Annotated in this window: 18 protein-coding genes; 6 read left to right on the forward strand and 12 right to left on the reverse strand. The window is 48.6% G+C overall.

Annotated elements, in window-relative coordinates; all coding sequences use genetic code 11:
* Positions 1-4: 4 nt before the first annotated feature.
* The 8 genes from J2T20_RS12495 to J2T20_RS12530 form a co-directional block, all read right to left on the reverse strand.
* Positions 5-1,693 carry a hypothetical protein gene (locus J2T20_RS12495; RefSeq protein ID WP_307588753.1) on the reverse strand — a complete coding sequence of 563 codons (1,689 nt, stop codon included), beginning with the start codon at positions 1,691-1,693 and terminating at the stop codon, positions 5-7.
* On the reverse strand, positions 1,690-2,832 hold the full coding sequence (locus tag J2T20_RS12500) for a glycoside hydrolase family 88/105 protein (protein WP_307588755.1): 1,143 nt from the start codon (positions 2,830-2,832) through the stop codon (positions 1,690-1,692). Before J2T20_RS12500 ends, J2T20_RS12495 begins: the two co-directional genes overlap by 4 nt.
* A 36-nt stretch (positions 2,833-2,868) precedes the next feature.
* Positions 2,869-4,557, reverse strand: coding sequence for a glycoside hydrolase family 3 protein (locus J2T20_RS12505; RefSeq protein ID WP_307588757.1), 1,689 nt, complete (start codon positions 4,555-4,557; stop codon positions 2,869-2,871).
* Between the two features lie 158 nt (positions 4,558-4,715).
* Positions 4,716-8,183: a carbohydrate-binding domain-containing protein gene (locus J2T20_RS12510; RefSeq protein WP_307588759.1), complete on the reverse strand. Its 3,468-nt coding sequence runs from the start codon at positions 8,181-8,183 to the stop codon at positions 4,716-4,718.
* 40 nt (positions 8,184-8,223) lie between these two features.
* A complete protein-coding gene (locus tag J2T20_RS12515) occupies positions 8,224-9,726 on the reverse strand; it encodes an ABC transporter substrate-binding protein (RefSeq protein ID WP_307588761.1) in 1,503 nt (500 codons plus the stop codon).
* A gap of 53 nt (positions 9,727-9,779) precedes the next feature.
* On the reverse strand, positions 9,780-10,670 hold the full coding sequence (locus tag J2T20_RS12520) for a carbohydrate ABC transporter permease (protein WP_307588763.1): 891 nt from the start codon (positions 10,668-10,670) through the stop codon (positions 9,780-9,782).
* Positions 10,671-10,682: 12 nt separating this feature from the next.
* Positions 10,683-11,669 (reverse strand): ABC transporter permease, encoded by a 987-nt coding sequence (locus J2T20_RS12525; RefSeq protein ID WP_373457790.1) that lies wholly within the window; start codon positions 11,667-11,669, stop codon positions 10,683-10,685.
* A 212-nt stretch (positions 11,670-11,881) separates the two neighbouring features.
* On the reverse strand, positions 11,882-13,318 hold the full coding sequence (locus J2T20_RS12530) for an ABC transporter substrate-binding protein (RefSeq protein WP_307588765.1): 1,437 nt from the start codon (positions 13,316-13,318) through the stop codon (positions 11,882-11,884).
* A 136-nt stretch (positions 13,319-13,454) separates the two neighbouring features.
* Between J2T20_RS12530 and J2T20_RS12535 the strand changes: the two genes are divergently transcribed.
* Both J2T20_RS12535 and J2T20_RS12540 read left to right on the forward strand, forming a co-directional pair.
* Complete coding sequence (locus J2T20_RS12535; RefSeq protein WP_307588766.1) at positions 13,455-15,311, forward strand: sensor histidine kinase; 1,857 nt, start codon at positions 13,455-13,457, stop codon at positions 15,309-15,311.
* Positions 15,286-16,914 carry a response regulator gene (locus J2T20_RS12540; RefSeq protein WP_307588768.1) on the forward strand — a complete coding sequence of 543 codons (1,629 nt, stop codon included), beginning with the start codon at positions 15,286-15,288 and terminating at the stop codon, positions 16,912-16,914. Before J2T20_RS12535 ends, J2T20_RS12540 begins: the two co-directional genes overlap by 26 nt.
* Before the next feature lie 190 nt (positions 16,915-17,104).
* On the opposite strand, the gene J2T20_RS12545 is transcribed toward J2T20_RS12540, so the two are convergent.
* A complete protein-coding gene (locus J2T20_RS12545; protein ID WP_307588770.1) occupies positions 17,105-17,812 on the reverse strand; it encodes a DNA alkylation repair protein in 708 nt (235 codons plus the stop codon).
* A gap of 337 nt (positions 17,813-18,149) precedes the next feature.
* Here J2T20_RS12545 and J2T20_RS12550 point away from each other — a divergent pair, with 337 nt between their 5' ends.
* Entirely contained in the window at positions 18,150-18,467 is a 318-nt protein-coding gene (locus J2T20_RS12550; RefSeq protein WP_307588772.1) for a LysM peptidoglycan-binding domain-containing protein, read from the forward strand.
* Between the two features lie 78 nt (positions 18,468-18,545).
* Here J2T20_RS12550 and J2T20_RS12555 read toward each other — a convergent pair whose 3' ends face one another.
* Positions 18,546-19,451, reverse strand: a complete 906-nt coding sequence (locus tag J2T20_RS12555; RefSeq protein ID WP_307588774.1) for a GNAT family N-acetyltransferase — start codon at positions 19,449-19,451, stop codon at positions 18,546-18,548.
* Between the two features lie 182 nt (positions 19,452-19,633).
* Here J2T20_RS12555 and J2T20_RS12560 point away from each other — a divergent pair, with 182 nt between their 5' ends.
* The 3 genes from J2T20_RS12560 to J2T20_RS12570 are packed head-to-tail and all read left to right on the forward strand — an operon-like array spanning position 19,634 to position 21,208.
* Positions 19,634-20,173 (forward strand): ClbS/DfsB family four-helix bundle protein, encoded by a 540-nt coding sequence (locus J2T20_RS12560; RefSeq protein WP_307588775.1) that lies wholly within the window; start codon positions 19,634-19,636, stop codon positions 20,171-20,173.
* A 46-nt stretch (positions 20,174-20,219) separates the two neighbouring features.
* Complete coding sequence (locus tag J2T20_RS12565; protein ID WP_307588777.1) at positions 20,220-20,762, forward strand: DUF4003 family protein; 543 nt, start codon at positions 20,220-20,222, stop codon at positions 20,760-20,762.
* Positions 20,738-21,208, forward strand: coding sequence for a DUF4003 family protein (locus J2T20_RS12570; RefSeq protein WP_307588779.1), 471 nt, complete (start codon positions 20,738-20,740; stop codon positions 21,206-21,208). The genes J2T20_RS12565 and J2T20_RS12570 overlap by 25 nt, the downstream gene beginning before the upstream one ends.
* A gap of 77 nt (positions 21,209-21,285) precedes the next feature.
* Here J2T20_RS12570 and J2T20_RS12575 read toward each other — a convergent pair whose 3' ends face one another.
* Together J2T20_RS12575 and J2T20_RS12580 are read right to left on the reverse strand one after the other, a co-directional pair.
* Positions 21,286-22,590 carry an alkaline phosphatase family protein gene (locus J2T20_RS12575; RefSeq protein ID WP_307588781.1) on the reverse strand — a complete coding sequence of 435 codons (1,305 nt, stop codon included), beginning with the start codon at positions 22,588-22,590 and terminating at the stop codon, positions 21,286-21,288.
* Between the two features lie 4 nt (positions 22,591-22,594).
* Positions 22,595-23,818, reverse strand: a complete 1,224-nt coding sequence (locus tag J2T20_RS12580; protein ID WP_307588783.1) for an MFS transporter — start codon at positions 23,816-23,818, stop codon at positions 22,595-22,597.
* Positions 23,819-24,053: the final 235 nt, after the last annotated feature.

Consider the following 24,053-nt stretch of genomic DNA (forward strand, 5'->3'; position numbering starts at 1 on the left):
TCTGTTATATCTCTGCGGGCCGCAGATTAAGATATAAAGGCTGCTGCTCCGCGATGTCCCCGTGAGCAACCTTAACACGGTTGTCTTCCATCTCAATTACAGGCGCCGGCCCGTGTGCCTCCGGTTCCATCCCTAACGTCAGGGACAAGACCAGCAATGCCTGATTCATCCCGGCAAAATCAAATGGCTTCTGTGGGCCTGAATACAACACCAGATCAACGGCAGCCCCCGACTCGGTCTCGGCAATCTCCCACCCAAAGGAATTCCCGGAACCCGTCGTCTCCGCAAACAGGATCAACCACGACTTGAGGCTGACGAACAGCCCGCCGATTTCGATTACAGCGCCATCCCTAACCTGAGTGATGCTCACCCCCTCAAGATTACCGCCAAGCTCCAGGCGCAATCGCAGGTCGGATGCCTGAATGGAGCCGCAAATTTTATCCAGATTAATGTGAGTGTCACCGCCATTGCTGACAAAATCAATGCCGAACCAGACCCGATCCCGCTGTTGCCGGCTTTTGAAATAAGCAGAGCAGTAATCATAGCCGTCATGCAAAAAGCGGAGCCGTAAATAAGCCGGTTGTCCACCATTGTTAACGTAGGCCAACAACACCCTTCTTTGATTCCAGAAATCCATATGGTCAAAAGTGCCAAGACTATACTGCTGAGTAATGTAAGTAGTGGCCCATCTTGCGGTAGAGGATGCCATGTCGCCCTGGTACCACTGAGTAACCAGCCTCGTATCCAATGCCGAAAAGGCTTCAAGGTATTGCGGTGAACAGACCATCCCGCTGAGATACCACTCCTCCTCATAAGGCAGGTCTGCCCAGGGAAAAAACATCGCCTCGCCCTGTGTCGCTATCTGCAGAAACGCCTTGCTCTGATCGTTCAGCAGCGTTTCATAGCAGCGGGCGTGCGGGCCGGACCATTGTTTTGTATCGACATGATAATGTCCGGCTACCGTTTTCCAGGTCATGTCGAGCAGCTTGTTGCACAACCCCCGGGCTTCGGCGTTCCGTGTCATCCCGCGCAGCTTGGATAGCTCAAGGATCGCAATATAGGTGTATACAGGGCTGTTATATTCCTCAAAAACCTCCCGCCGTGAAGTATACTCATACAACCGGGTCAGGCGATCCAGACCATAGGCCGCAAATTCTCCGTGACCGAATCGTTCACCGTAGATCAAGGTCACGAAGGCGCCCAGGATGGCAATATTGGTATAATCGGGGCCTACATTGCGCTTTTGTATCGCCTCGCAGGCATAGCTTACCGAACTGATTACAGCCTGACGCAGTTTCTCCGGGAACCGGTGCCCATGACGGCAAAGCGCAGTAAGCAACTTGCTGCCGCAAAAGTCGGCCCAGTTCCAATCCGGGGGGGCCATCTGCTTCAGCGGTTCCTCGTAAAACCACGACCAAATGCCAAACGTGTCGTGGCTGCGGTCTGTATCCTGCAAGGCGGCCACCCTGGATATGACCTCCAAAGCCCGCTGTTCATATTGCTTAAGCTCCGTATCGAGCAAACCAAGCGCGTAGTTAAGCGAATCCCGGGTAGAATGCACCCATTCCCTTTCGGTCAATGTCGTATGATAACCCGGGCTGCTGAACCGGGATCGCAGCAAGTGAAGCTGCGGATTGTAGCGGGATTCCATGGACCGGATTTTGGAAATCAGTAATTGCTTCTCTTCCATCATTGCAATCTCCCCTTATCAAAACCATCGGCGGCTGCGGCAATTTCATTGGACTGCGCATTCGCTGTACCCGTATTGCGCAACATTCCTTCAGCCTCAGGTTCCAGCGACCGCCACTCAGTCAGCAATTGCAAGACCAGCCCTTGTCCATACAAAGTCGGATAGAGCGGGACTTCGTTATAGGCGGAAACGGAACCCAGCACGGGTGTGCCGCCTGAAACCATGGTCACCTCGCCGGCTGCCGTAATCAGGGGATGAATCCCCAGAACAGTAAGCCGGGCGGTATCCAGATAGCTGTCATCCAGCAGACCCTGCTTGACCGCCTTGAAGAAGCCGCAGGCAATTCCCGCACTGCCTGAGCTTTCTTTATAGAAATCGCTTCGGTCCAGCACCGTATGCCATAACCCGTCCCCGGCCTGGACAGCTCTCAGCCCTGAGGCCAGGTCACGGTAACGGCTGACCAGTTCCTCCGGAATATCAGCAAGTCCCTGAATCCCTTTCACAATATCGGGAATCGCAAGAGTCAGCCAGGCGTTGGCACGCGCCCATTGGGCGCCGGACATATGGCCTCCCCGAATGCAATCCCAGCCGTGGAACAGCAAGCCGGTGTCCGTATTCTGGAGCAGCCGCAGATGTAGAATTGTCTGCTGTAAAGCTTCCTGCGCCAGCCGACGTTCTCCCGTCGCATGAGCCAAGCGGGCCAAAAATAGGACGGCCATATACACCGTATCGGCCCAGACTTGCTCAGGAAAGTCAACAGCCTCGGTTACGGTATGCTCCAATGCCCCTTCGCGGGTACGTGGCGCTTCCTCCAGCATCCAATGGGCAATTTCCTGTGATTTGCGCAGGTAATCCTCCCGTCCGCTCAAACGATACAGCTCCGGAAATAAAGCGTATGGCGCCAGCGAATTGATCACCTTCGCTCCGTCAGCCTGCCCCCGGTTTCGCTCCACCCATTCCGTTACATAATCAAGAGCGGCCTGCTGCCCATCGGTTATCCCGTAATCCAGCAAGGAAATAAGGCCCACGCCGGGAACCCAATCCCAATGCTCTATATCCATCCCCCAATGGTCCCTGCCGCCTGCTGTCATGTAGGAACATAATTTTCCGCAAATCTCGCTTAAATTCACTTGTGTGTTCACCTGAATCTCCCTCCGTACCGCTGTAAACTGTTCCGGCTACTTCAATCCTTCCGTCCTCACCGGGGATTTTCCCTCAAAAGGAATCTCGCCAAACATCGCTTTTATCGTAAATTCCATCGTCTCCTCATGCAGTGAATAGGCATGCACCAGCGTGTCAAGAAAAGGAATGTCCTGCAATAGATACGGCGTCGAGAACGAGACTCCGATCGGGCGGATCGTCTCGGCTTGCTGCATCGCCCAGATCGCCTTCGCAGCATCGCCCACCGGTCTAGCCGTATTCATCATCCCGTGCAAAGGCATAAAATAGGGCAAGAACGCCACATCCCATCTTTTTCCGGCCTGCTCCCATTTCCAAATCGTATCCAAAGGCTCAAACTGATCCAGAATATCGACCTCAATACCCCGGGCTGCCAGCAATTCAACAAACCTTCCCATCCGCTTAAATTGCCGCCCCTCGGTGACCTTATTCAGCATAATGACCAAAACTTTGGCCACGGCATCCGCTTGTAAAGGCAGCACCTCCGCACGATTGCGAATTAATGTTACACAACGCCTTGCCGCTTCTTTGCTAATCTTCTGCGCAGCCTCAGTCTGCTCTGGCGGCAGGCGGTCTCCATGCAGCTTTACCGCCAGCGTGTCTGTGCCCATATTGTCCAAATGCTGAACTCCCAGTCGTGCCTTCATTTCCAATATCCGCCGGACGCTCTGATCCAGACGCTCCATGGAAACGGCGCCTTCTTCAATCGCCTGCTCCATGACTTGAAAGTAGCGGCTGCCCGGCCAGAGCAATACGTCCGTTCCGGCGGAGAAGCAATCCAGGGTGCGCTTGCGGTAATCACCCCATCCCAGAAAACCGCCCATATCCAGCGCATCGGACAAGACAATTCCCTCAAAGCCAAAACGTCCGCGTAAAAGATCATGAGTAATCTTGGAAGATACGGTCGCGGGAACAGGCGCCCTTCCAGGCTTGCCTCCCTCCATCCAGGGCAAAGCGATATGGCCGGTCATGATCGACATCACGCCCTGCTTAATCACCTGCTGTGTTACCTGGCCATAGGTTGCAAACCATTCTTCTTCAGACAGGTCATTTACGGTTGTCGTAATGTGCTGATCCCTGTAATCCACTCCGTCTCCCGGAAAATGCTTGGCGCAAGCGGCGAGGCCGTAGTCCTGCATCCCCCGAATGACCGCCGCAGACAGCCTGCCGACCCGCCGGGGATCATCTCCGAGACAACGGGTCGTAATCACCGGATTCATCCAGTTTAGAAGGATGTCCATGCCCGGAGCGAGCGCCCATGTAAAGCCTGCCGCCCGTCCTTCCAGCGCTGTATATTTGCCGTACTCATAGGCCAGCGACTCATCATCCGCCGCGGCCAGAGCCAATAACGGCGGAAAGGCAGTCAGGCTTCCGACGGCGGAGCCTGCGCCAAATTCAAGGTCCCCGGAGAATAACAAAGGATGCTTGCTCGCCTTCTGGAACGTCTCGATCCATTTGCGGTAATCCCCTGCTTTGCCTGCCGCCTTGAGAATGATCTCCCCTCCGATGAAAAAGCTCCCCACCGGATACTGCTCTAAATAAGACCCAATAGTCTCCTCATTCATCTCTTTAAACGGTAGTCTGCCGGCATGATCCTGCATCGTCTGCCCAATCTTTTCCTTCAGGCTTAACCCTTTCAAAGTACGTTCTACCCAGTGCCGTTCCTCATCGCTCAGTGCCTTAAGCATGATCCCGAAATTCCTCCTTGTCGTTGGTAACAGAGCTATTAAATAAGTTCAAAATTCTATAATGATTGCCCAGTAAAACTACACAACCCCTGATCCGGATGTGTCCGGGGAATTCAGGGGTTGTCACGATGCCAAGGAACTCCCGGGACGATTAGTGGTCAGGGCCCGACATGAAGGGTTGCTGTCAAGGTGTTATTATCCCGGCTCATCTCCGGATATCTTTTAATATCATTAACAAGGAAGCTGACATTAAAGTCGCCGTTCACCGGGACAATCCACTGCGGGGTTGCCTGGGCGCTGCCATTCGCTGTTAAAATCACTTCTTCCCCAGGCGCAATCACTCCCGTATACGTATCGGACCAGGATACAACGCCGCCATTGACAGAGAAGGCTCCGCCCGTAATCATTCCCGCTCCGGTGGATGCATTGATCGGGGTTGGCAGGGCACCTGTATTTTTCACCTTGGCCCAGAAGATCAGGGCATCACCAATCTGCGGGATATCATGCCCGGCGGGCTGACCGGTGCCGGTGACAATATTCCAGCCGACCTCAGTCACTGTCATATCCGCAAGCGGTGTGGGCAAGGCGGCCTCAAAGCCCTCAAATTCAAACCCGTGCACCATTACCATGCCCTCTTTGACGACGATGTCGATCCGGTGCAGGCCCTTCTCAAGTCCGGTGAGATGGAAGACCTCCTTGTCTTCTCCTTCCAGACCGGCCTGGGCGATGTTCACCGTCCCGATGAGCTCGCCATCCACTAGGACATCCGCGCTGCCCATATCGGCACGGATATCCGATCTCCAGCGAATTCCCGTGCCATTAAAATACAATACGGCGGTTGAGCCCGGCGTGCTGGAAATGTGGGACACCCCATTGGCCGCCGTCTCAAACCCGAAGTACAGGATCTCCTTGCGATCATGTTCCGCTGGATACCACTCGGCATGTTCCTCGTATGCCCCCTCCTCCAGCCGGAAGTAATCGATGTTGCTCCCGCCCCCGGCATTATTGAGGGCAATATTGTTGTAGCCTGGCTGAAGCTGAATCGTGTACTTCTTCTCCATGAATTGGTTGGTCCAACTGCCTGTGGCCGGCAGTGTAATCGTAGCTGTCTTGATGCCGTTGACGATGATATTTTTTTTGGATTCCTCCTTGGAGGTATATGCAACAGTGAAGGTATAGGGTCCTCCGCTGGCAGTCTGGTATCCCAAAATCGTCAATCCGCCGCGTTGAGTCTGCTCAACGACCTTTCCGCCGGAAGCGCCTGACCGGTTTACAGCCACCACAGGCGCGGAGAATTGCGTATCCTCGGCCTCGAATTTCGTGGGATCCCCTTCTGCATGCGGTGTAACAGGTAGTACAAGCGTGGTGGCGGATACTGGCTCAGATAATGGCGAACCCTCACCGAATTCATTAACAGCCTCCAGCCTGTAGCTGTATTCAGTATCCGGCTCCACAGCATAGTCGTTAAAGAAATGCAGGATCCCGGGAACGGTCATGATCGGACTTGCTTCCCCGTTCCGATATACCCGAACCTCCGCTACTTTGGGGTCCGCAGCCGGCGCATCCCAGGTCAGGCCAATCTTGTTATAACTTAATCCCGTTGCCACGGCATTAGCGGGTACCGCAGGAAGCGCGCTCTCATATTTATCCAGAATATACTGCGCCGTCTCCCCGGCCCCAAGAGTTACTTCCAATTCCAGATCCGGTGTTGCGGTCAGATTCACCAATGAATGGGCCTCGGCATAAGTTTCTCCCGGTCCAAATCGTTCCCCGGCATATTGTCCCGGCGAAGGCATAGTGACCGAGACTTTCATAGTGAGCGGCGTATTCTCAAAGTTCACGAAATTCAGCAGCACCTTATCCGAGCTGGCTCCCACAGTGGATGTCCCCAGCGCAGAGGTGTCTACTGCGCGGAAATAAGCCCTTTTCCCGGTGAGCGCTTTCCCGTTAATCACTCTGTAAGTTAACGGACTGCCGTGTGTAGCGTAGGCTGCCGCCAACCGGCGGAAGGTTTTGAGCCGGGTTTCACCAGGTTCACCACTGTTCGCAGGGACAGCCCGGCTATCCTCATACCGATGCATATTCCAGTTCACATGGCTGTCAAACAGCCCGTAATCGGTTTTGTCATAAAAAAATGCGGCGTGCTGCATAATGTGGTCCGCATAACCGATATCGCCACGCATTTCCCGGTCAAAAGCCGAGGCGAAACGAAACGCATAGGTGCCATATTTCGTGTTATCTGCGTGGTTGTCATTGCTGCCGGTTTCACTCATCGCCATTTCCTTGCCGAAACCTTCGTCCTGATCGGGGTAGACACGCAAGTTCTCATAGAGTGCGCCGCCGGGAACGGGCTGAACCCCTGTTCCTCCATAGCTGTGTCCGTTCGTAATATCGGCTATTTCCTCGATTGGCCTACGCTGCTCCGCATCTCTTTCCCAGCCGTCGGGAGTTCCGTTATACGGCCAGTAAGCCCAGCCGGGAGCCACGATTTTTAAATAGGGTTGATTGTTCGTCAACCGCTCCTCCGCCAGCAGCTGAGAGGCGGTTAATACCGATTTTTGCGGCCAGCCAAACAGCCCCGGCTCATTATTTACCTCCATATATTCGTAGAGGTCGCCGAATTTCTCTACAAAGTTCCTGTAATACGTCCTTAATGCGGGACTGACAATGCCTTGCGCAAGGCTGGTGTCATTTCTCCAGTTGCCGCCCAGGAAGTCCATCATCGGCTGCAGGTTAAGCTCACGCATCGTCAGCAAATAATTGCGTCCCTGGGGGTCCCACTCCGGCACGGTGTCGGACCAGTAGGCGACGCGCATCCAATTGCCGCTGTAAGCCACACCCATCCATTTGGTCAGCGCTGCCAAATGGCGGATGGAATTCTCGTCATATTTGAAGGTGGTATTCATGAAGGTGGTGCCGAGATGCACATACCTTCCGTGAACTGGCTCCGATGCGGGCGCCGTAAGCGCCTCCAGCTTGACATGATCCCATTCAAACCACAAATATTTATCCCCGTCGTAGCCCGGGGAAGCTGCGTCGGCATATAATCCCCGGTCCAGCTTCAATTGCAGGACGTTATTCCCATGCTTCAACTGTTCCTTGGGAATATATAATTGATAAGTCTGTTTCCATTTGTTGACCAGCGTGACTTCCCCATTGTTCAGGCCTGTAATCTGGATTAGCCCGCTCATCTGCCCATTGGAAAATACAGCAAGCTGAGGAATCGCAGTGCTGGCATCCAGTACTTTAAAACTGAGCAGCACCCCATATCTGGGGATTTTCTTCAGTACGTAGGAAATGTTAAAGGTTGGGTTAGCATCCCCTTTCATACCTTTGGATATGCCACTCCATTCCTTGGGAACAGCAGGAATGCGAACGCTCTCAATTTCACTCTTATAATCATCGCCAAACTCAGCGGAACTGTTATCACTGTTGCCAACCTGCCAGAGTAAGGGCACGGGCGCTCCCGCTTCCGCTTCCACATCCACTTCTACTTCCGCACCGCCCGTGAAGGGCTCAGTGGAAGCGCCGCTTGCTGCTGCCAATACATTTTGCTGGGTAAGCACTATACACATTACGAATATCACGGCTATCATCAATCCGCTATAACGCAGATATTTTCGCATTGTTCAGTTCACCTTTTCATTTGTATTGTACAACCTGACCTTATTTTTTCTGGAAAGCATCCAACTGGGACTGGAGTTCATTGATTACCGCATCAACGCCGGCGGCCTTCAGCTTCTGATTCATTTCCTTCAGAGTCGGCTCGGGGTCCCTTTGCCCGGTGAACAGCGTATTTTTATATTGCTTGACAATATTCGTCAATGCCCCGATTTGTGATTGAACCTTGGAGGAATCGAAGACAAAACCAAGCACCGGAGAAATGGTGGAATTTTCATTCCATTTTTTATACAACTCTACCCGGGTCGGGTCTTCATCCTTGTTGATGTAGCTGAGCAGCACGTTGCCAATCATCCATTGCGAGACGGAGCTGTACCCGCTGTCGGGAACAAATTCGACCGTGTTGTTGTCCAGTTTCTTGTAATGCTTCCCTTCGATTCCGAAAGTCAGCATGTTGTACAGCACGGGATCGGTATGAATGAGATTGATGAACATCATGGACCGCTCCGGATTTTTGGACGTTCTTGAAACGGCCAGCATGGAGCCCTGCAGGCTCTTTGTGCCTACTCTTACCGGCAGCAGCGTTTTGATCTGCATCGGTCTGCCGGCCAGCTTCGACCAGTCATTGGTGGAGGTCGGATTCATGTTGCCGTAGGTGAACCAGGCTTTGCCGTTCTTCACCGCATCCTTCAGCTCCGTCTTGTCGGTCGCTCCGTTTTTGTTGATATATCCGGCCTCATACCATTTATGGATCAGCTTCAGCCGTTCCAGCATCTCCGGCGTATCGTATTCGTTGAATACTTTCATGCTGTCATAATCCAGCATCGTCGGAATGTCATTGCTGCCGTCGATATCCTCCGCATTCGGATAGACCGGGAACCAGAACAAAGTATCGGTGTGGTTCATGAACAACGGGGTCATTCCCGGTTCTTTGTCCTTGATCGTTTGCAGCATCGGCTCAATATCCTCCAGCTTCTTCAAGGAGTCGACATCGAATTTATACTTATCCACGACCGCTTTGTCAAAGGCAAAACCAACCGACTGCCCCAATTCCTTCTCTGTCGGAACGGCGAACAAATGCCCATTCACTGTTGCTGCTTGCAAATAGGCCGGATTAATCTGCTCCTTCGTCTCCTTAGCATACTGATCCAGCAGATCCTCCAATGGATGATATGCCCCTTTGGCCGCATTGCTCAAAAAGTCCCAGGTGAACGTCATATCGAATACTTCGCCCGACTGTATCATCAAGTTCACCTTATCCGCCGGTTTATCCCAGCTCAATTGGTTGATCTTGAGGGTGGCATTAATTTTATCCTTCAAATAAGCGTTAATTTCTTTCTCTACCGACTCCACATCTTTATCCGGACCTCCCGGCAAGTAGAGCGACAGCTCCACCGGCTCAAGACCATTCTTGGCCTCTTCCCCCTGAGCGGCGGGTGCATTGCCGTTCACACCATTGCCGTCCTTGCCGCCCCCGCATCCGCTTAATACGATTCCGGTAAGCAGTACCAGAGTGAGCATAAGCCCCGTAAATTTCTTTTTTCTCATGTTCGTATTCCTCCCTTTGATGAAGCATGTATATGCTATCCGGATATCCGGTTTTAGCCTTTAATCGAACCGAGCGTCAGGCCTTTTATGAAATAGCGCTGAAAAAATGGATAAGCCAGCACGATGGGGCCTATTCCTATTAACGCCATAGCCATACGGATCGTCTCGCCCGGCAGTTTGGCCAGCTCGGTCACCGAGCCTTGAATCAGGCTGCTGTTCCGGCTTAAGTAGTCCGCCTGCGAGATCATTTTGTACATCAGATATTGCAGCGAATACAGCTTGGTATCGGTAATAAAGATCATGCTGTTGAACCAGTCATTCCAATAGTGAAGCGTGTTGAACAGCCCGATGGTGGCAAATACCGGCAGGGACAACGGGAATACGATCCTGATGAAAATACGCAGCTCCCCCGCGCCGTCGATCTTGGAAGCTTCAATCAGCGCCGGCGGAACGGTCATTTGAAAGTAAGTTTTCATAATAAGCACGTTAAAGGGGGAAAGCAGCATCGGGAAGATCAACGCCCATATCGAATTTTTCAGATCCAGCACCTGCGTATACACGATATACCATGGCACCAGCCCCCCGCCGAACAGCATCGTAAAGAAAATCAGAAACGCAAAGCCATTGCGGTACTTAAAGTCCCCACGGGAGAGTGGATAAGCATACAACGAGGAAATCAGCACACTGATCAATGTCCCGATAACTGTAACAAAAATGGAAATTCCATAGGCTCTGGCCACCACACCATAATCTTTAAATATGTAGCTGTAAGCCTCCAGACTGAACTTATCCGGAAAAAACTGATATCCATGCTTCACTATCGAGTCATAATCCGTTATGGAAATTATAAAGACAAGAACAATCGGCAGCACGCAAAGGATGGAAACGATAATAAAAATAATATTGAGAACCAGATTGGCTGTTTTTGATATTTCGTTATTCATACAATTTTCCTCCTAGAATACAGCCTGATCTTTGTCAATTTTACGTACTACCCAATTCGAGCCAAGGACCAGGAAGAAACCTACCACCGCCTGATATAACCCTGCCGCCGAGGACATCCCCAGGTTGCCCATGTTAATCAAGGCGTTGTACACGTAAGTATCAATGACCAGAGTAGTCGGATACAGAGCTCCCGAGTTGAGGGTAGTCTGATAGAACAATCCGAAATCGGAACGGAAGATGCCCCCGATCGCAAGGATCGTTGTAATAATGATTACGGGACGGATCAGAGGAATCGTAATATATACAATCTGTTTCCACTTGCTTGCGCCGTCGATCAGCGCGGCCTCGTAATATTCAGAGTCAATCCCGATGATCGCCGAGAGATAAATGACACAACCATACCCCACGCCTTTCCAAATGTTGATCAGCGGCAGAATGAACGGCCAATATTTCGGTTCCGAATACCAGTTCACCTCATCCAGTCCAAATAAGGCGAATACTCCCTTGTTAATGAACCCGTATTCAACGTTAAGGAAGGCAAAGACGAGATAGCTGACAACAACCATAGACAAGAAGTAAGGGAAAAACATAACACTCTGATAAAACTTGGCCGCCAGCTTGTTTTTCAATTCATTTAACGCGATGGCGACGGCCACGGCGATTACAAGGTTAAGCAGGATAAAGACAAAATTGTACAATACCGTGTTGCGTGTGATGATCCAAGCATCCTCGGTCGCGAATAAAAATTTGAAATTGTCGAAGCCGACCCAAGGACTTCCCATAATGCCGTCAACGTAGTTGATATTTTTGAACGCGATCACGATGCCGAACATCGGCAAATAGTTGTTGATAAGGAGAAATATCACCCCCGGCAGTAGCATAAGCAGCAATACTTTATTTTTCCTAAATTCTTTAAAAGCTGTGGGTAACCGCTTTTTTTTTTTGGGCGGCAGACCGGCTTCCAGCGCGGCTCCATTCCCTTGTTGCCGAGTAATCACTACTCCACCTCCTAATGACCAGAAATTTTTATGTCTAAGGTAAGTTTACTTAGGGACGTCCGAAATCAAAATAAGCGTATCTATAATAAAAGTTCGATATCCTACAGTCTTTTAAAAGCCGCAGATCCATCCGTAAATTGAGCCGCAATTACAAAAACCCCCCGCAAACTGCGGAAGGCTCTCTGTATAAAGAATATTTGATTTTCTACAGCTCAAGGGAGAGGATGAAGAGGATCAAAGTCCCGAATAATATAGTCCTCCAGATTAAAAAAAGCTCCTGTAGCCGCAATGTCCAGCATCTGATTCAGGCGTTCCGTCTCCCCCTGCAGCGCTTGATCCATCGGCTGCTCTTGGTCGGTTATGAGCTGCAAATATAACTCCATTCTGGGACGGTCCCCTGAATTGCGGGGGCCCGAAGCTACGGTATTGGGATCATATTGATCCATGATTTGTGGAGATAACGGATAAATGGCATCATTCTCCGTAGGGTAAAAGTCTTTAAAATGCCCATATTGAGGCTGGAGATACGAATGATCCATAATCCCGTCAACCAGAGGTAAAGCCAGCGCCTGCTGAAACAAAACGGTTTGAAAAGCCGGGGATTGCAGGAAGCTCCATACCTTCACTGCCGCCGTCTTCTCCCCTGCACTGGAATTTACAACCAGAGGAGACTGCGGCAGCATCATCAACGCCCCGGCCCCCCTGGACTTTTCATTGATCGCCGGCGGCATCGCCACTCCCCAATCGCCCCGGGTCATATATTCATGCAGCTTGACATAATCTTTGCTTGTTACGTACATCATCCCGATATTTCCTTCCGCAAACTGCTTCAACGCATTCTCGCGCTTGAGCAGGGATTCTCCGGGATACATGCTCCCCTGATGTTTTATCTCTCTCATGGTTCTCAACCAAGGCAAATATACGCTGATGTCGTATCTCCCTGTCCGGTAATCATAGTAGTTCAGTCCGCTATAAGTGTTCGACATTTCCAAGTCCACCTGGAAGCTGTGCTGGTTATCTCCAGCAGGCAGAGCGAACCCGTATTTCTGCACGCCTACTCCGGTGTCCGTAATTTGCTTGGCGGCATTTTTCAACTCGGCGAATGTAGCTGGAGGACGCTCGGGATCAAGTCCGGCCCGCCGGAATAAGTCTTTTCTGTAAATCAGCCGGATCGTTTCCACGCTTGTTGGGACAAAATAAATGCCGCCTTTAAATAAAGACCTCCGCGCATAATCGAGACTCCACTGCGGATATCGCTTCATTTCGCTCTGACTCAAATACGGGGCCAGATTTTCCAGATATTTTTTATTGACGTACGAAGCCAGCCAGGCTTGGTCAACTATAAACACATCCGGCCCTTCTCCCGAGGTCATGAGCATGTTCAACGTGTCGTTATAGTCATCTCTGGAAATATCCATAATAACGATTTCAATATAATCCGGATTACTTTCGTTATATTGTTTGATAACATTCTGAACCTCCAGGTTATGAGTCCAATCATACAAAGCAAGCTTTACTTGTGTCTTTGCTGTAGACTCCACCTCATGTTCTTTATCCAAATCTGTAAAAAACAGACGGCTAAAAACAACCATTCCGATGACCAGAATACCAGCTAACAGACAAATGACCAGCAGCCATCCCCGTTTCATGGTTTAACCTCCTACGTTGACATAACCGGTATATCAATCTTACAATTAACCCGTTGTCTTGCCTGATTCCATATTCCGACAAATCCCCGTATTTGGCAAGTGCAATTTATTTCAAATCCGCCAGAGGAGAAGTCCAATGAAACAGTGGTTTGATACTTTGTCCAAGTATTTATTTCTGTACAATTTTAGTATCAGAAGCCGGCTTATTTTATATTTTTTGTTTCTTGTTCTCCTTCCCACCACCATTATCTCAATTACAATTTATAATAAATCGGCCTATATCATCACCCGGAATATGAATACGTCCATCAAAAACAACTTGAATCTTGTACAGGACCATCTCATGCAAAAATTCAATAACGCTGACGACGCGATGATCTCCCTGTATCTTAACTCGGAGTTTGCCGATTTGATCTCATCCGATCGGGCTACGGACAGCACCGGAATTATTAACGAGCTGAATGAGCTGAACAAAATATTGGAGAGTTTTCCTGCCAGCGGAACAACAGGCGCCCGGTTTGTGCCCATGCTTTACATGGTGAACCGTCCGGAATATACACAATTCAATTTTTCCCGAAGAGTATTTAACATCGACCTGATTTCACTGAAGCCCTGGTACCTGAATATCCCAGCTAAATCAGATTTCAGCGTGATCGGGTTAAGCTCTCTCGATTCCCAGTACACATTGAAGTTCGCCAAGCGCTTGTTTGGAATCCGGCATACCCAGCTTCCTTATGTCGGCATTCTGACTCTGGACATTCCGATCAGCGATTTCAGCACCACCATGGAGCATTACAAGCCTACACCCAATAGCAAGGTTTATATCGTGGATCAGAACAACAGAATTGCACTCAGCCCCGATTCCGATTTGATTGGGAAAAATCTGAGCACGCAGCAATATTTTCAGAGTATGATAATGTCCGGGACGGATCAAGACTTCCACTCTTTTCGTTATGAGCTTGGCAGCAAAAAAATGCTGATAACTTACAAGGAAATTCTCCCCTATGGCTGGAAGGTCATTGCCTTGTCACCCGTCAGTGAGCTGAATGGGGAGCTTTTCTCCTTTCAGCGGGTTATGTATATTGTCATTGCGATATGTATGTTTGTTTCTTTCATGATGGCCCTGCTCCTGTCCGAAAACATATCCGCCCCGATCCGCAAATTCGTTCATTCGATGTCCCATGCGGAGAGCGGAAATTTCAACATCAAAATACTGTACAAACGAAAAGACGAGTTTGCGTATCTGTTTCAGCGCTACAATACGATGATGCAGCAAATCAGAGCGCTGATTGATAAATTATACGTCACCGAGCTGCGCAAAAAAGAAGCCGAGCTGAAGTCACTCCAGGCACAGATCAATCCTCATTTCCTGTACAATACGCTGGACTCGATCAACTGGATTGCGATACAGCATAATATACCAGAGATCAGCAGCATGGTGACCTCGCTGGCCGATTTTTTCCGCTATAGTCTCAGCAAAGGCAACAATGTCATTCCTCTGCGGGATGAACTCCGGCAAGTGGAGAGCTATCTTGCGATTCAGCATTTCCGCTTTCAAGACAAATTGGAATATGAACTGGAGGAAGTGGATGAGGATCTGCTGGAATGCTGCCTGATCGTCAAGCTGACTCTCCAGCCTCTGGTCGAAAATGCCATCATCCACGGTATCCAGAAAAAGCGCGGCAAAGGCACCATCCGGATACGCGTACAGATAGAATACGATAACCTGCTCACGATTTCTATATTTGACAACGGTGCAGGCGCTGACCCGGGGCAGTTGAATGCTCTGTTGAACAATCAGTCGCACAACAGTACCTCATATGGTGTCCGCAACGTACACATGAGAATACAGCAATTTTTCGGGGAGCAATACGGCATCAAATATTATCACAACCATGAAGACCGTCAGGGTCTGCTTGTCATTATAAGCTGTCCTGTCGTTACCACTTGGAATGAGGTGAATACAGATGATAACGATGATTATAGCGGATGATGAGCCATTTATTCGCAGCAGTCTGAAAAAAGCTTTTAACTGGGAAGAAGAGTTTGGCATTACGATTATCGGTGAAGCGGAGGACGGACAGGAAGCCTATGAACTGTGTCTTGCCCATCAGCCTGAAATTTTATTTACGGATATTATGATGCCGTTATGGGACGGTTTGCAGGTCGCCGAGAAATTGAAAGAAGCACGCTGTCCTACCAAAATCATTATCATCAGCGGCGTCCAGGACTTCTCCTACGCCCAAAATGCGCTAATGGTGAATGCGGAGGGTTACATTCTTAAGCCCGTTAAATTACATGAGGTCCAGGATGTCTTCAGAAAAGTGGTTGGCAGCATTCAGGAAGACCGAGCCGCTCAGGTAAATCTGGATCACCTGAAAAAACAACTGCAGGAGAACACGCCCTTGATCCGCGATAAATTCCTGCAAAACATGATTGCGGGCCTCTACCCTGATTCACCGGAAATATGGGAGAAGCTCCGTTTTTTCGAGATTCCTTTGTGCCCCGGCAATCACTTTACCGTTGCTGTGCTACAACTCGACGATTACCAAACAGCACTTGAGAAATATTCCGAGGAATACAAGCAACTGCTCTATTTCTCCATTCAAAATATTATCAATGAGATCCTTGAGGCGCGGCATGCCGGTCTCAGCTTTGTTGCCCATGAAAATGAATTTATCCTTCTATTCTACTCTCCCGATAATGTGAACTCGGAGGAGACAAGCAGAATCTGCGAGGAATTAATTCAAAACATAGGACGGTTTTTAAAGCTGTCTGTATCGATCGGCATCGGCAGCGCCTGCTTACAGATTCACAAAGTGGCGGAATCCTATAAGGAAGCACTGACCGCATTAATATACAAATTCTATACCGGACAGCACTCGATTATCCATATTAACGATATTCAGCCCGGCACGGAAACGCTGCAAAGCACCTATTTCTATAAATTTCACGCCGGCTTGATGAATGCGCTGAAGGTTGGCAATACCGACAAGGTCGTCTCCTTGCTGGAGGAGCTTTTTCAACTGTTGAGCGAACCGAAGCTGCAAATCGATTATGTGCAAAATATATGCTCTGAGATTATATTCACCTCCGCCAGAACCCTATATGAACTGGATGAAAATATAGAGTATGTGCTGAAGGACAGAATGACAATCATGAATGATCTATACAATAAAATGAATATCCAACAGTTAAAGGACTATATGCTTCAGCTTTTTACGGACTTAACCCGCTATCTTGAAAATAAAAACACAACCAAAAATAGCAAAACCATTAACAAAATCAAAGAAATTATCCATGAGGGCTACTCGCAGGAACTGTCGATCTCGAAAATTGCCGAACAGGTCTTTCTAACCCCCAATTATATCAGCCTAATCTTCAAACAGGGAACGAAGGAGACAATCACGGATTACATCACTAAAGTGCGTATAGAGCATGCCAAGAAGCTGCTGCACAATACCGACCTTAAGGTAAGGGAAATCGCTGAGCAGGTAGGATACGAGAATCCCCACTACTTCAGCACCGTCTTCAAAAAAACGGCCGGGTCCCATCCACTGAAATACCGTACGGATATTACCCATCAAAGCCATTAGGGAAGATGCAAAGCGTTGCAAGCCTGCCCAGGTGCCGGTATTTCGCTCATTTCAACATGTAACGGACAATACTGTAGTTGGCGACATCATCGTCATACGGTCTGACTCACCGCAACCCTGGGTCACAGTTCAGTTCCAAGGAACTTTTTATAATGTACGTTCTATAAATCTAGATGGCAAATTAGATACCTTAACACCTTACATGTTTTCGTTTGAAACCAAGTTGATCTTTATCTACTGCCTTTTGAATATTTCCGGAAGGATTTAGGAAGCTGCTTTTGTTCTTATCCCGTTTGACTTCTACCGGGCCTATTGCTTTTGCGGTTTCGACTGCCTTATCATGGAGCGGCAAATAGGATACCCCCACTGTGTAAATAAAATTACTCATAGCGTATTTGGTTCGTTCGGGAGAATCGCGAATCGTATTTTCCACAATTTCAAGCATATTGGCAATTTTACTTTCGGAAAATTCACTGTCCCGGCGATTACCTAAGAGCCAGCAGTAACAACTCCAGCCCGCTGACATCCTCAGCTCTTCACCGCTTGCGATCCATTTGTCGGCAACTTCTTGTGCAATATCTGCTTCTGCCAAGGTTACTGCAACCACAAAATCGGACAACATATAAAAATAAGCCCCATCCATCCAACGATCAAAATCCGCTTCAGTCATTGCCTTTGGGTCTGCAATTATGCCCGCAAAGTACATTGCGTCATAATTCCCTGTGGCGTAAAGCTCCTCAGCCAAAGGCTGATTGATTTTAATTTTCTTAAAGATGGGCTTCATACTGCCTGTGGCCACACCAAAAAGCGGTTCGTGCGCGCCATTGGATAAGTACATTTTCTTGGTTCGTTCCTTGCCGAGAGCTTCAAGCTCCTGCATCACCATTTCTAAATTCATTGCTAACACTTCCTTCCTTAAGCATGTTATGGCTCCATTTTAGTATACAATTATATAACTTCATTTATTGCAGAGATTACAACAAATTCTCGTATCAATAGACAATCCTCTTAATCCCATAAGCGCGCCCATACGCCGGCCGCCGCCTCCTTCATTGCTGATGCCTTACGGTCAACCTGGTAGGTCCCTTCCGCCCAAGTCCAAATGATCTTCTTATAATAATTTCCTCCAGCTCGCCCATCCAGTACACAGCCTATAAATAGGCACTTATCCCTGACGAACCGCCCAGCATAGGCATATATATGGGTTAGGAAATGTACCTTGAGAAGATGAGGATATGAATCATATTGTTCAACCCGGCGACACGATGTGGTCGATTGCCGCCCGTTACGGTGTAACCGTGGATTCGATATTGCGGGCCAACAATCTAACCAATCCGAATTATATCTATTTGGGGCAAAACTTAATCATCCCCACACCAGGCGGCTTTCCGTTGCCGCTTCCAATCCCTTCTCCCGGGCCGCAGCCCGGTGCAGGCTTGGTCCGGCGCGTTGAACGGTTGGAACGCCAATACACAGTAATCGAGGCTGAATTGGACCGTCAAATACAGCGCATCAACCGGCTGGAGCAAAGAGTTAGACGATTGGAACAATAAGATCGACTGGTGCTGCCGAAAGTTATCTGATCCCAAAGAAAAAGGCTCCTGCTTGAATTATGCAAGAGCCTTTTTCCTCTAATCTATTTCATAGCCAATCGTCAGTCTAAACCCGTACAATTCGTAGCCGATCTGCGTATACAGGCGAATGGCCTTCCGGTTGCTTCCATGAGTGCCCAAGGTGGCGATAGTCTTACCCTGCTTTTTCAGATCCTTCAGCGCTGTACAGATGATGCTTCGGGCGACGCCTTTTTTCTGCCAATCCGGAATAACAAACACGTTCTCCGTTGCACTTCTCTCCTCTGTGATTCTCCACGTTGAAGTATTGCCAATGAATTGGCTATCATGGAACGCACAATAGTTGACCATTTCCTGCGCCCCCTGCATCCACCTCAGATGATTCATGCTCCACGCCACCCCATCGAAAGAAGCGAGCTCAGCTTGATGATATTTTTCCAAAGCCTCGCTGTTATCCAGTGCAAAAGGTAGCACCCGCACCTCATCCGGTAAAGGATAGCAGGGAATGTCCCGGCTAAGGTCAAATTTAAAGACGACAATCGTATCGTAGATGGTAAATCCGCGTGAAAGCAGATAGCTCAGATCTTTGAGATTATCCGTGTCCATATATTGGGCCATCACAATACGCTTGTCTGGATGTTCTGCTTTGATTTCTCTGGATCGTCTGAGCAATGCTTCCGTCAGAGCATCTTTGACACGTTCATCCTCCATATGGGCCGCAAATGTGATCTCAAAAGTAAGATATCGGATGAAATTCAGGTCGTCATCAGGACGGATTGCCTGAAATGTATCATGCTCCATCAGATGGGCAACCGCTACAATCTCATCTTCTCCACTGACTGCGCAGAACATATTTTTCTTATTTAGATCATCATGATACAGGTATAGCAATTTTAGAACAAAATCCAGTCTTTCCATTTGCTCCACATCTTCATCTTTCGGATTCCGGATAATAAACTCCTTCATGAGTGAACATCGTCTCCATTCCTGTCTTCTTCTCATTTAAAATGATGGATGAGTTAAGGAAAATGAGCAAGGGAGACTTTAAATATAGACATCTTTACCGTGTAAATGACATGCTGAGCGAATATGACATACCCCTGTCACTTCTCTATGATATAACTAAAGTAAAAACGAGGTGCGCTGCCATGGCAAGCTATGAGTATTCTTCCAAAGCCGAATTAATGGAGACCATCCACACCAAGTATCTGCTTCTGGACGCAGAGTTTGAGGACATACATAACAATCAAAAAGATGTAAGAATACCCGGGGTGGATAAAACGCCTGCGGAGATCATCGCCTACCAGCTTGGCTGGCTTCATCTTGTGATGAAATGGGATAAGGATGAACGTGAAGGCCGTGATGTTGTTATGCCGTCTCCGGGCTACAAATGGAACCAGCTTGGCGGACTGTACCAGTCTTTTTACGAGAAATACGCCGAAGCTTCCATTTCCAAACTGCGGGACTTATTCCGGCAGACCGAACGGGAGTGGCTGAATTGGGTCAGCACATTAACTGAAGAAGAGCTTTTTACACAGGGCATCCGCAAATGGACAGGCAGTAAGGAGAACTGGCCGATGGCCAGGTGGATTCATATCAATTCTGCGGCTCCGTTCACCACCTTCCGGGCAAAAACCAGAAAGTGGAAGAAATATAGTATTCAGGAAAACTCTAGCACTGTAGAATGAATATAGGTCTATGAATTAAAACAAAACTAGGCAAGAGGTGTATCCGATGAAGGAGCAGTATACAGCAAGGCTTGAATTGTTTGCTGATAACGCGCAGAGGGTTAAAAAGGCGTTTGCCTGGCAAAATGCCATGGTCAACCGATTGGCTGCATTACTGTACACGGCAGAAAATAAAATAGCGGATGATGGCGCGATTCGCGAGAGCTTTGAGCTTATTAAAGAGAATACCGGACTCTTTTCTTCCTTCAGGGGTACTTCGGCAATCAGCATCGCTGCCCTGCTTTCTCTGTCTACGGATAGACAAACGCAGCTTGCACACACGCTTGCCGTTTATGACATGATGAAGAACGCCAAATTCAGAGCCTCAGATTATCTCGTCGTTGCCGCCTATCAGATCGCCGCTAATACTACATCAGATCAATACCTGCGCACCGTAGAGCGGGTAAAAGCATTCTACGACGGCATGAAAGCACACCACCGCTTCCTTACGGGACAGGACGACTATATCTTTGCCGCAATGCTCGGCCTTTCCGATATCGCGACATTCCAAGCGGTGTGGCGAGCATGGAGCAGCTCTATGCTGCTCTGAAGCCCGAGTTTCTATCCGGGAACAGCGTGCAAGCCCTGACACAGGTATTGATTCTTGGAGATGAAGCGCCAGAAGCAACGGTCCGTGTACTTGCCTTACGCGATGCCTTCCGTTCACGAGGTATCCGACTGGACAAAGAATATACCCTTTCTTCGCTAGGCGTACTATCGTTACTCCCCTGTGACAGGGAAGCTATCGTTAGCGATGTCTCGGATACATACGAATTTTTGCGTACGAAAAAAAGCTTCGGGAATTGGTCCATTAGCAAGCAGGAATTGCTGCTGCTGTCGTCTGCGCTGGTAGCCTTCAAATCTGTAGATGATGTCAAAAGCGGCATTCTAACCACAACCCTCTCCACCAGCATTACTAATATTGTAATTGCGCAGCAGACCGCGATTGCCGCAGCTGCTGCTGCATCGGCTGCCGCTGCTTCCTCTTCGAGTTAGCAACAAAAGGGAATGGATGCGAGGTGCCGGGGTTCCCCGTTCTCCATCATCCATTCCCCATTGTGCTCACACTTGCTTCAATCCATGAAAATATCATCCAAAGCTCTTCCGTCACAAGGATTGAACTCAATCCCTAGAATCTTGGCCATCGTAGGGGCGATGTCAACCATTTCGATATCACCAATGTTGTAGTCTTTTTTAATTTTATCTCCCGAGACAACGAGATTACATCTATAATCACTCTTTTCAGGAGAATAACCATGCGTTGCATATCTAACCCCTTGTTCTTCCAAATCTACTATAGTCGGCTCTTCCAGGCTTTCATCGAAACAATAACCTATCTTGGCTTCAAGCATAACCCTTGTAGATTGGTCCACATGAAGACGATCTAACGCCTCTCTACCATATACACTCTCAATACCTGTGGAGTCATCCTTCATATAATCTTCAACAGCCGCCAATGCTATTTGTTCAGCTTGCCTGTCACCCGGTTGGATATGCAGATAAGCAGACCCGCCCCCGCATTGAAAATAAGCCCGCCATCTCATCTCGCCATTCTCTTCAAAGATCAGACCTTTTTCCTGCAAAAGGTTGTTCAGATGCACTTTGTATCTGACGTTGAACTGTCCATGGTCACCCAATACCAGGAATATCGTATCATTCTTCATCCCGGCGTCATCCACGGCCTGCATAATATCGCCCAGCCTGTTATCCATACGCTCTATTACCTGCTTCACTTCATCGCTGTCCGTTCCATACACATGTTTGGCATCATCCAGATCAATCAAATGCATCATGAGCAGGTTAGGCTTTTTTCGCTTAATCGTGTCTACGGCACACTTTGTTGTAAAATCATCCAGATAGGGCTGCTTAATCCCTTGTCTGACCCGTCTATGTTTCATCTCCATCTGGAGGCAGTATAGGGGGCTCCCGCTTCGCAACACCTTAAGGGCCTGGTTCTCGTTGTTGATAGCTCTGATTTCAGGAATATTATATCGGATAGAGGATTTGCCGGATACCGGCCATAGAATGGCGGCAGTATTCATCCGGTGTTCGCGCACAGCATCATAAATGGTGGGTACCTTGATCGCATTCCGAAACCAGAACCAGCTTTGCTGCTCTTCCTTAACAAACGGTTGAAAAGGATTATTGTGATGGACGCCATGCTTATCCGGATAGACACCGGTGGCTATTGTAGTATGTACCACATAAGTGAGTGTGGGATATACGCTCCGTAATCTATTGCTGTGGGCTCCGCCCTTCATTAATTTCGACAGGTTTGGCATACGGCTGGCCATTTCCCAATTGTCCTCTGAGAAGGCATCGTATGAGATAACAATCAGATGTTTGGCCATTGCTGCTTGTACTGGTTTTGGTTTCATATCATTACCCCTTAGGTAAAGTTATAAATATGAAGACTCCAATCAGAAATAGTGGAATAATCGCTAAAATACTAAGCTGTGCGTTGCCCGTTAAGGTTGTTGTCAAAGACATCACCGCAGGACCGATAATCGCCGCGAACTTGCCGAAGATATTGTAGAAACCAAAGAATTCATTAGAATTTTCCTTCGGAATAATCTTCGCATAATAAGACCGGCTAAGCGCCTGGATTCCGCCCTGGGCCGAGCCGATCAACGCACCCAGAATAAAAATATGCCACACTGATGTTATAAAGAAAGCCGCGATGCAGGAGATGATATAGGTGAAAATCCCAACAATAATCATCGTCCGAGCGGAGTATTTTTTGGCCAGATTGCCGTAGAGAATTGCACATGGAAACGCGATGATTTGGATAACCAATAGAATCCCCAGTAAGGTGAAAGTGTCGAAGGCATCCGCACCCAGAACTGACGTGGCATAGGGCACCACCATTTTAATAATGGTATCTACTCCGTCAATATAGAAAAAGTAAGCAATTAAGAACACAAATACAATTTTGTGCTGCCGGATATTCTTAAAGGTGGCTGCCAGTCTTCGGAAGCTGCTCGCAATCGGTCTGGGTTCAGGTTCAATATAGTGTCTCTGCTTCACGTCCCTGATCATAGGAACAGTCAACAGCCCCCACCACAGGGCAGTAATGATAAACCCAATCTGATAACCGATGGACTTATCCATACCCATAACAAAGATCAATACAAGGCTGATCCCAAATGGAATGACGCTGGAGATATATCCAAAAGCAAATCCTCTCGTAGATACCTTATCCATCCGTTCATCCTTCGTAACATCTACCAAAAAGGAGTCATAGAAAATATTAGCTCCGGCAAAACCTATGGCTGACAGGATATAAAAAACTATCAATACCTGCCACTGTCCGCTCGAAGGTGCCACGAAAGCCAGTGAAGCTGTAGCTATCACACCGACCAAGGCAAAAAATACAAAGAAGCGCTTCTTCGTATCCTTGTAATCTGCGATCGTCCCCAAAATCGGGCTGAGAATTGCCACCAGAATACTTGCAATGGAATTAAAATACCCCAAATCCATACTGCTGTTCACATTCGTGAACATCCCAAATACAATGGGCAGCAGTGCAGTAGTAACGGCCATCGAATAGGCTGAATTGCCGCAGTCATACAGAATCCATGATTTCTCCTCTTTGGTTAACTTCATATAACACCCGCCTTTTAAAAGATTGAAGTCCTTGAGGAAAGGGCCGCCGCAACTGCGGTGAATGTTTGGACTTCCGGCCGCTGTTGTCTCCCGATTTCTTGATTTATACCGCTCTTCGCGGTTGAAATCGGGAGACAGCGTACTAGAGTAAAGGACTGGTGTGTGGCCAGCCCCTCCTCATCAAACCGTACGTGAGGTTTTCCCTCATACGGCTTTCCGATGTTCGTCACTCATG

This window comes from Paenibacillus wynnii (assembly GCF_030812855.1).
Classification (GTDB): Bacteria; Bacillota; Bacilli; order Paenibacillales; family Paenibacillaceae; genus Paenibacillus_AQ; species Paenibacillus_AQ wynnii_A.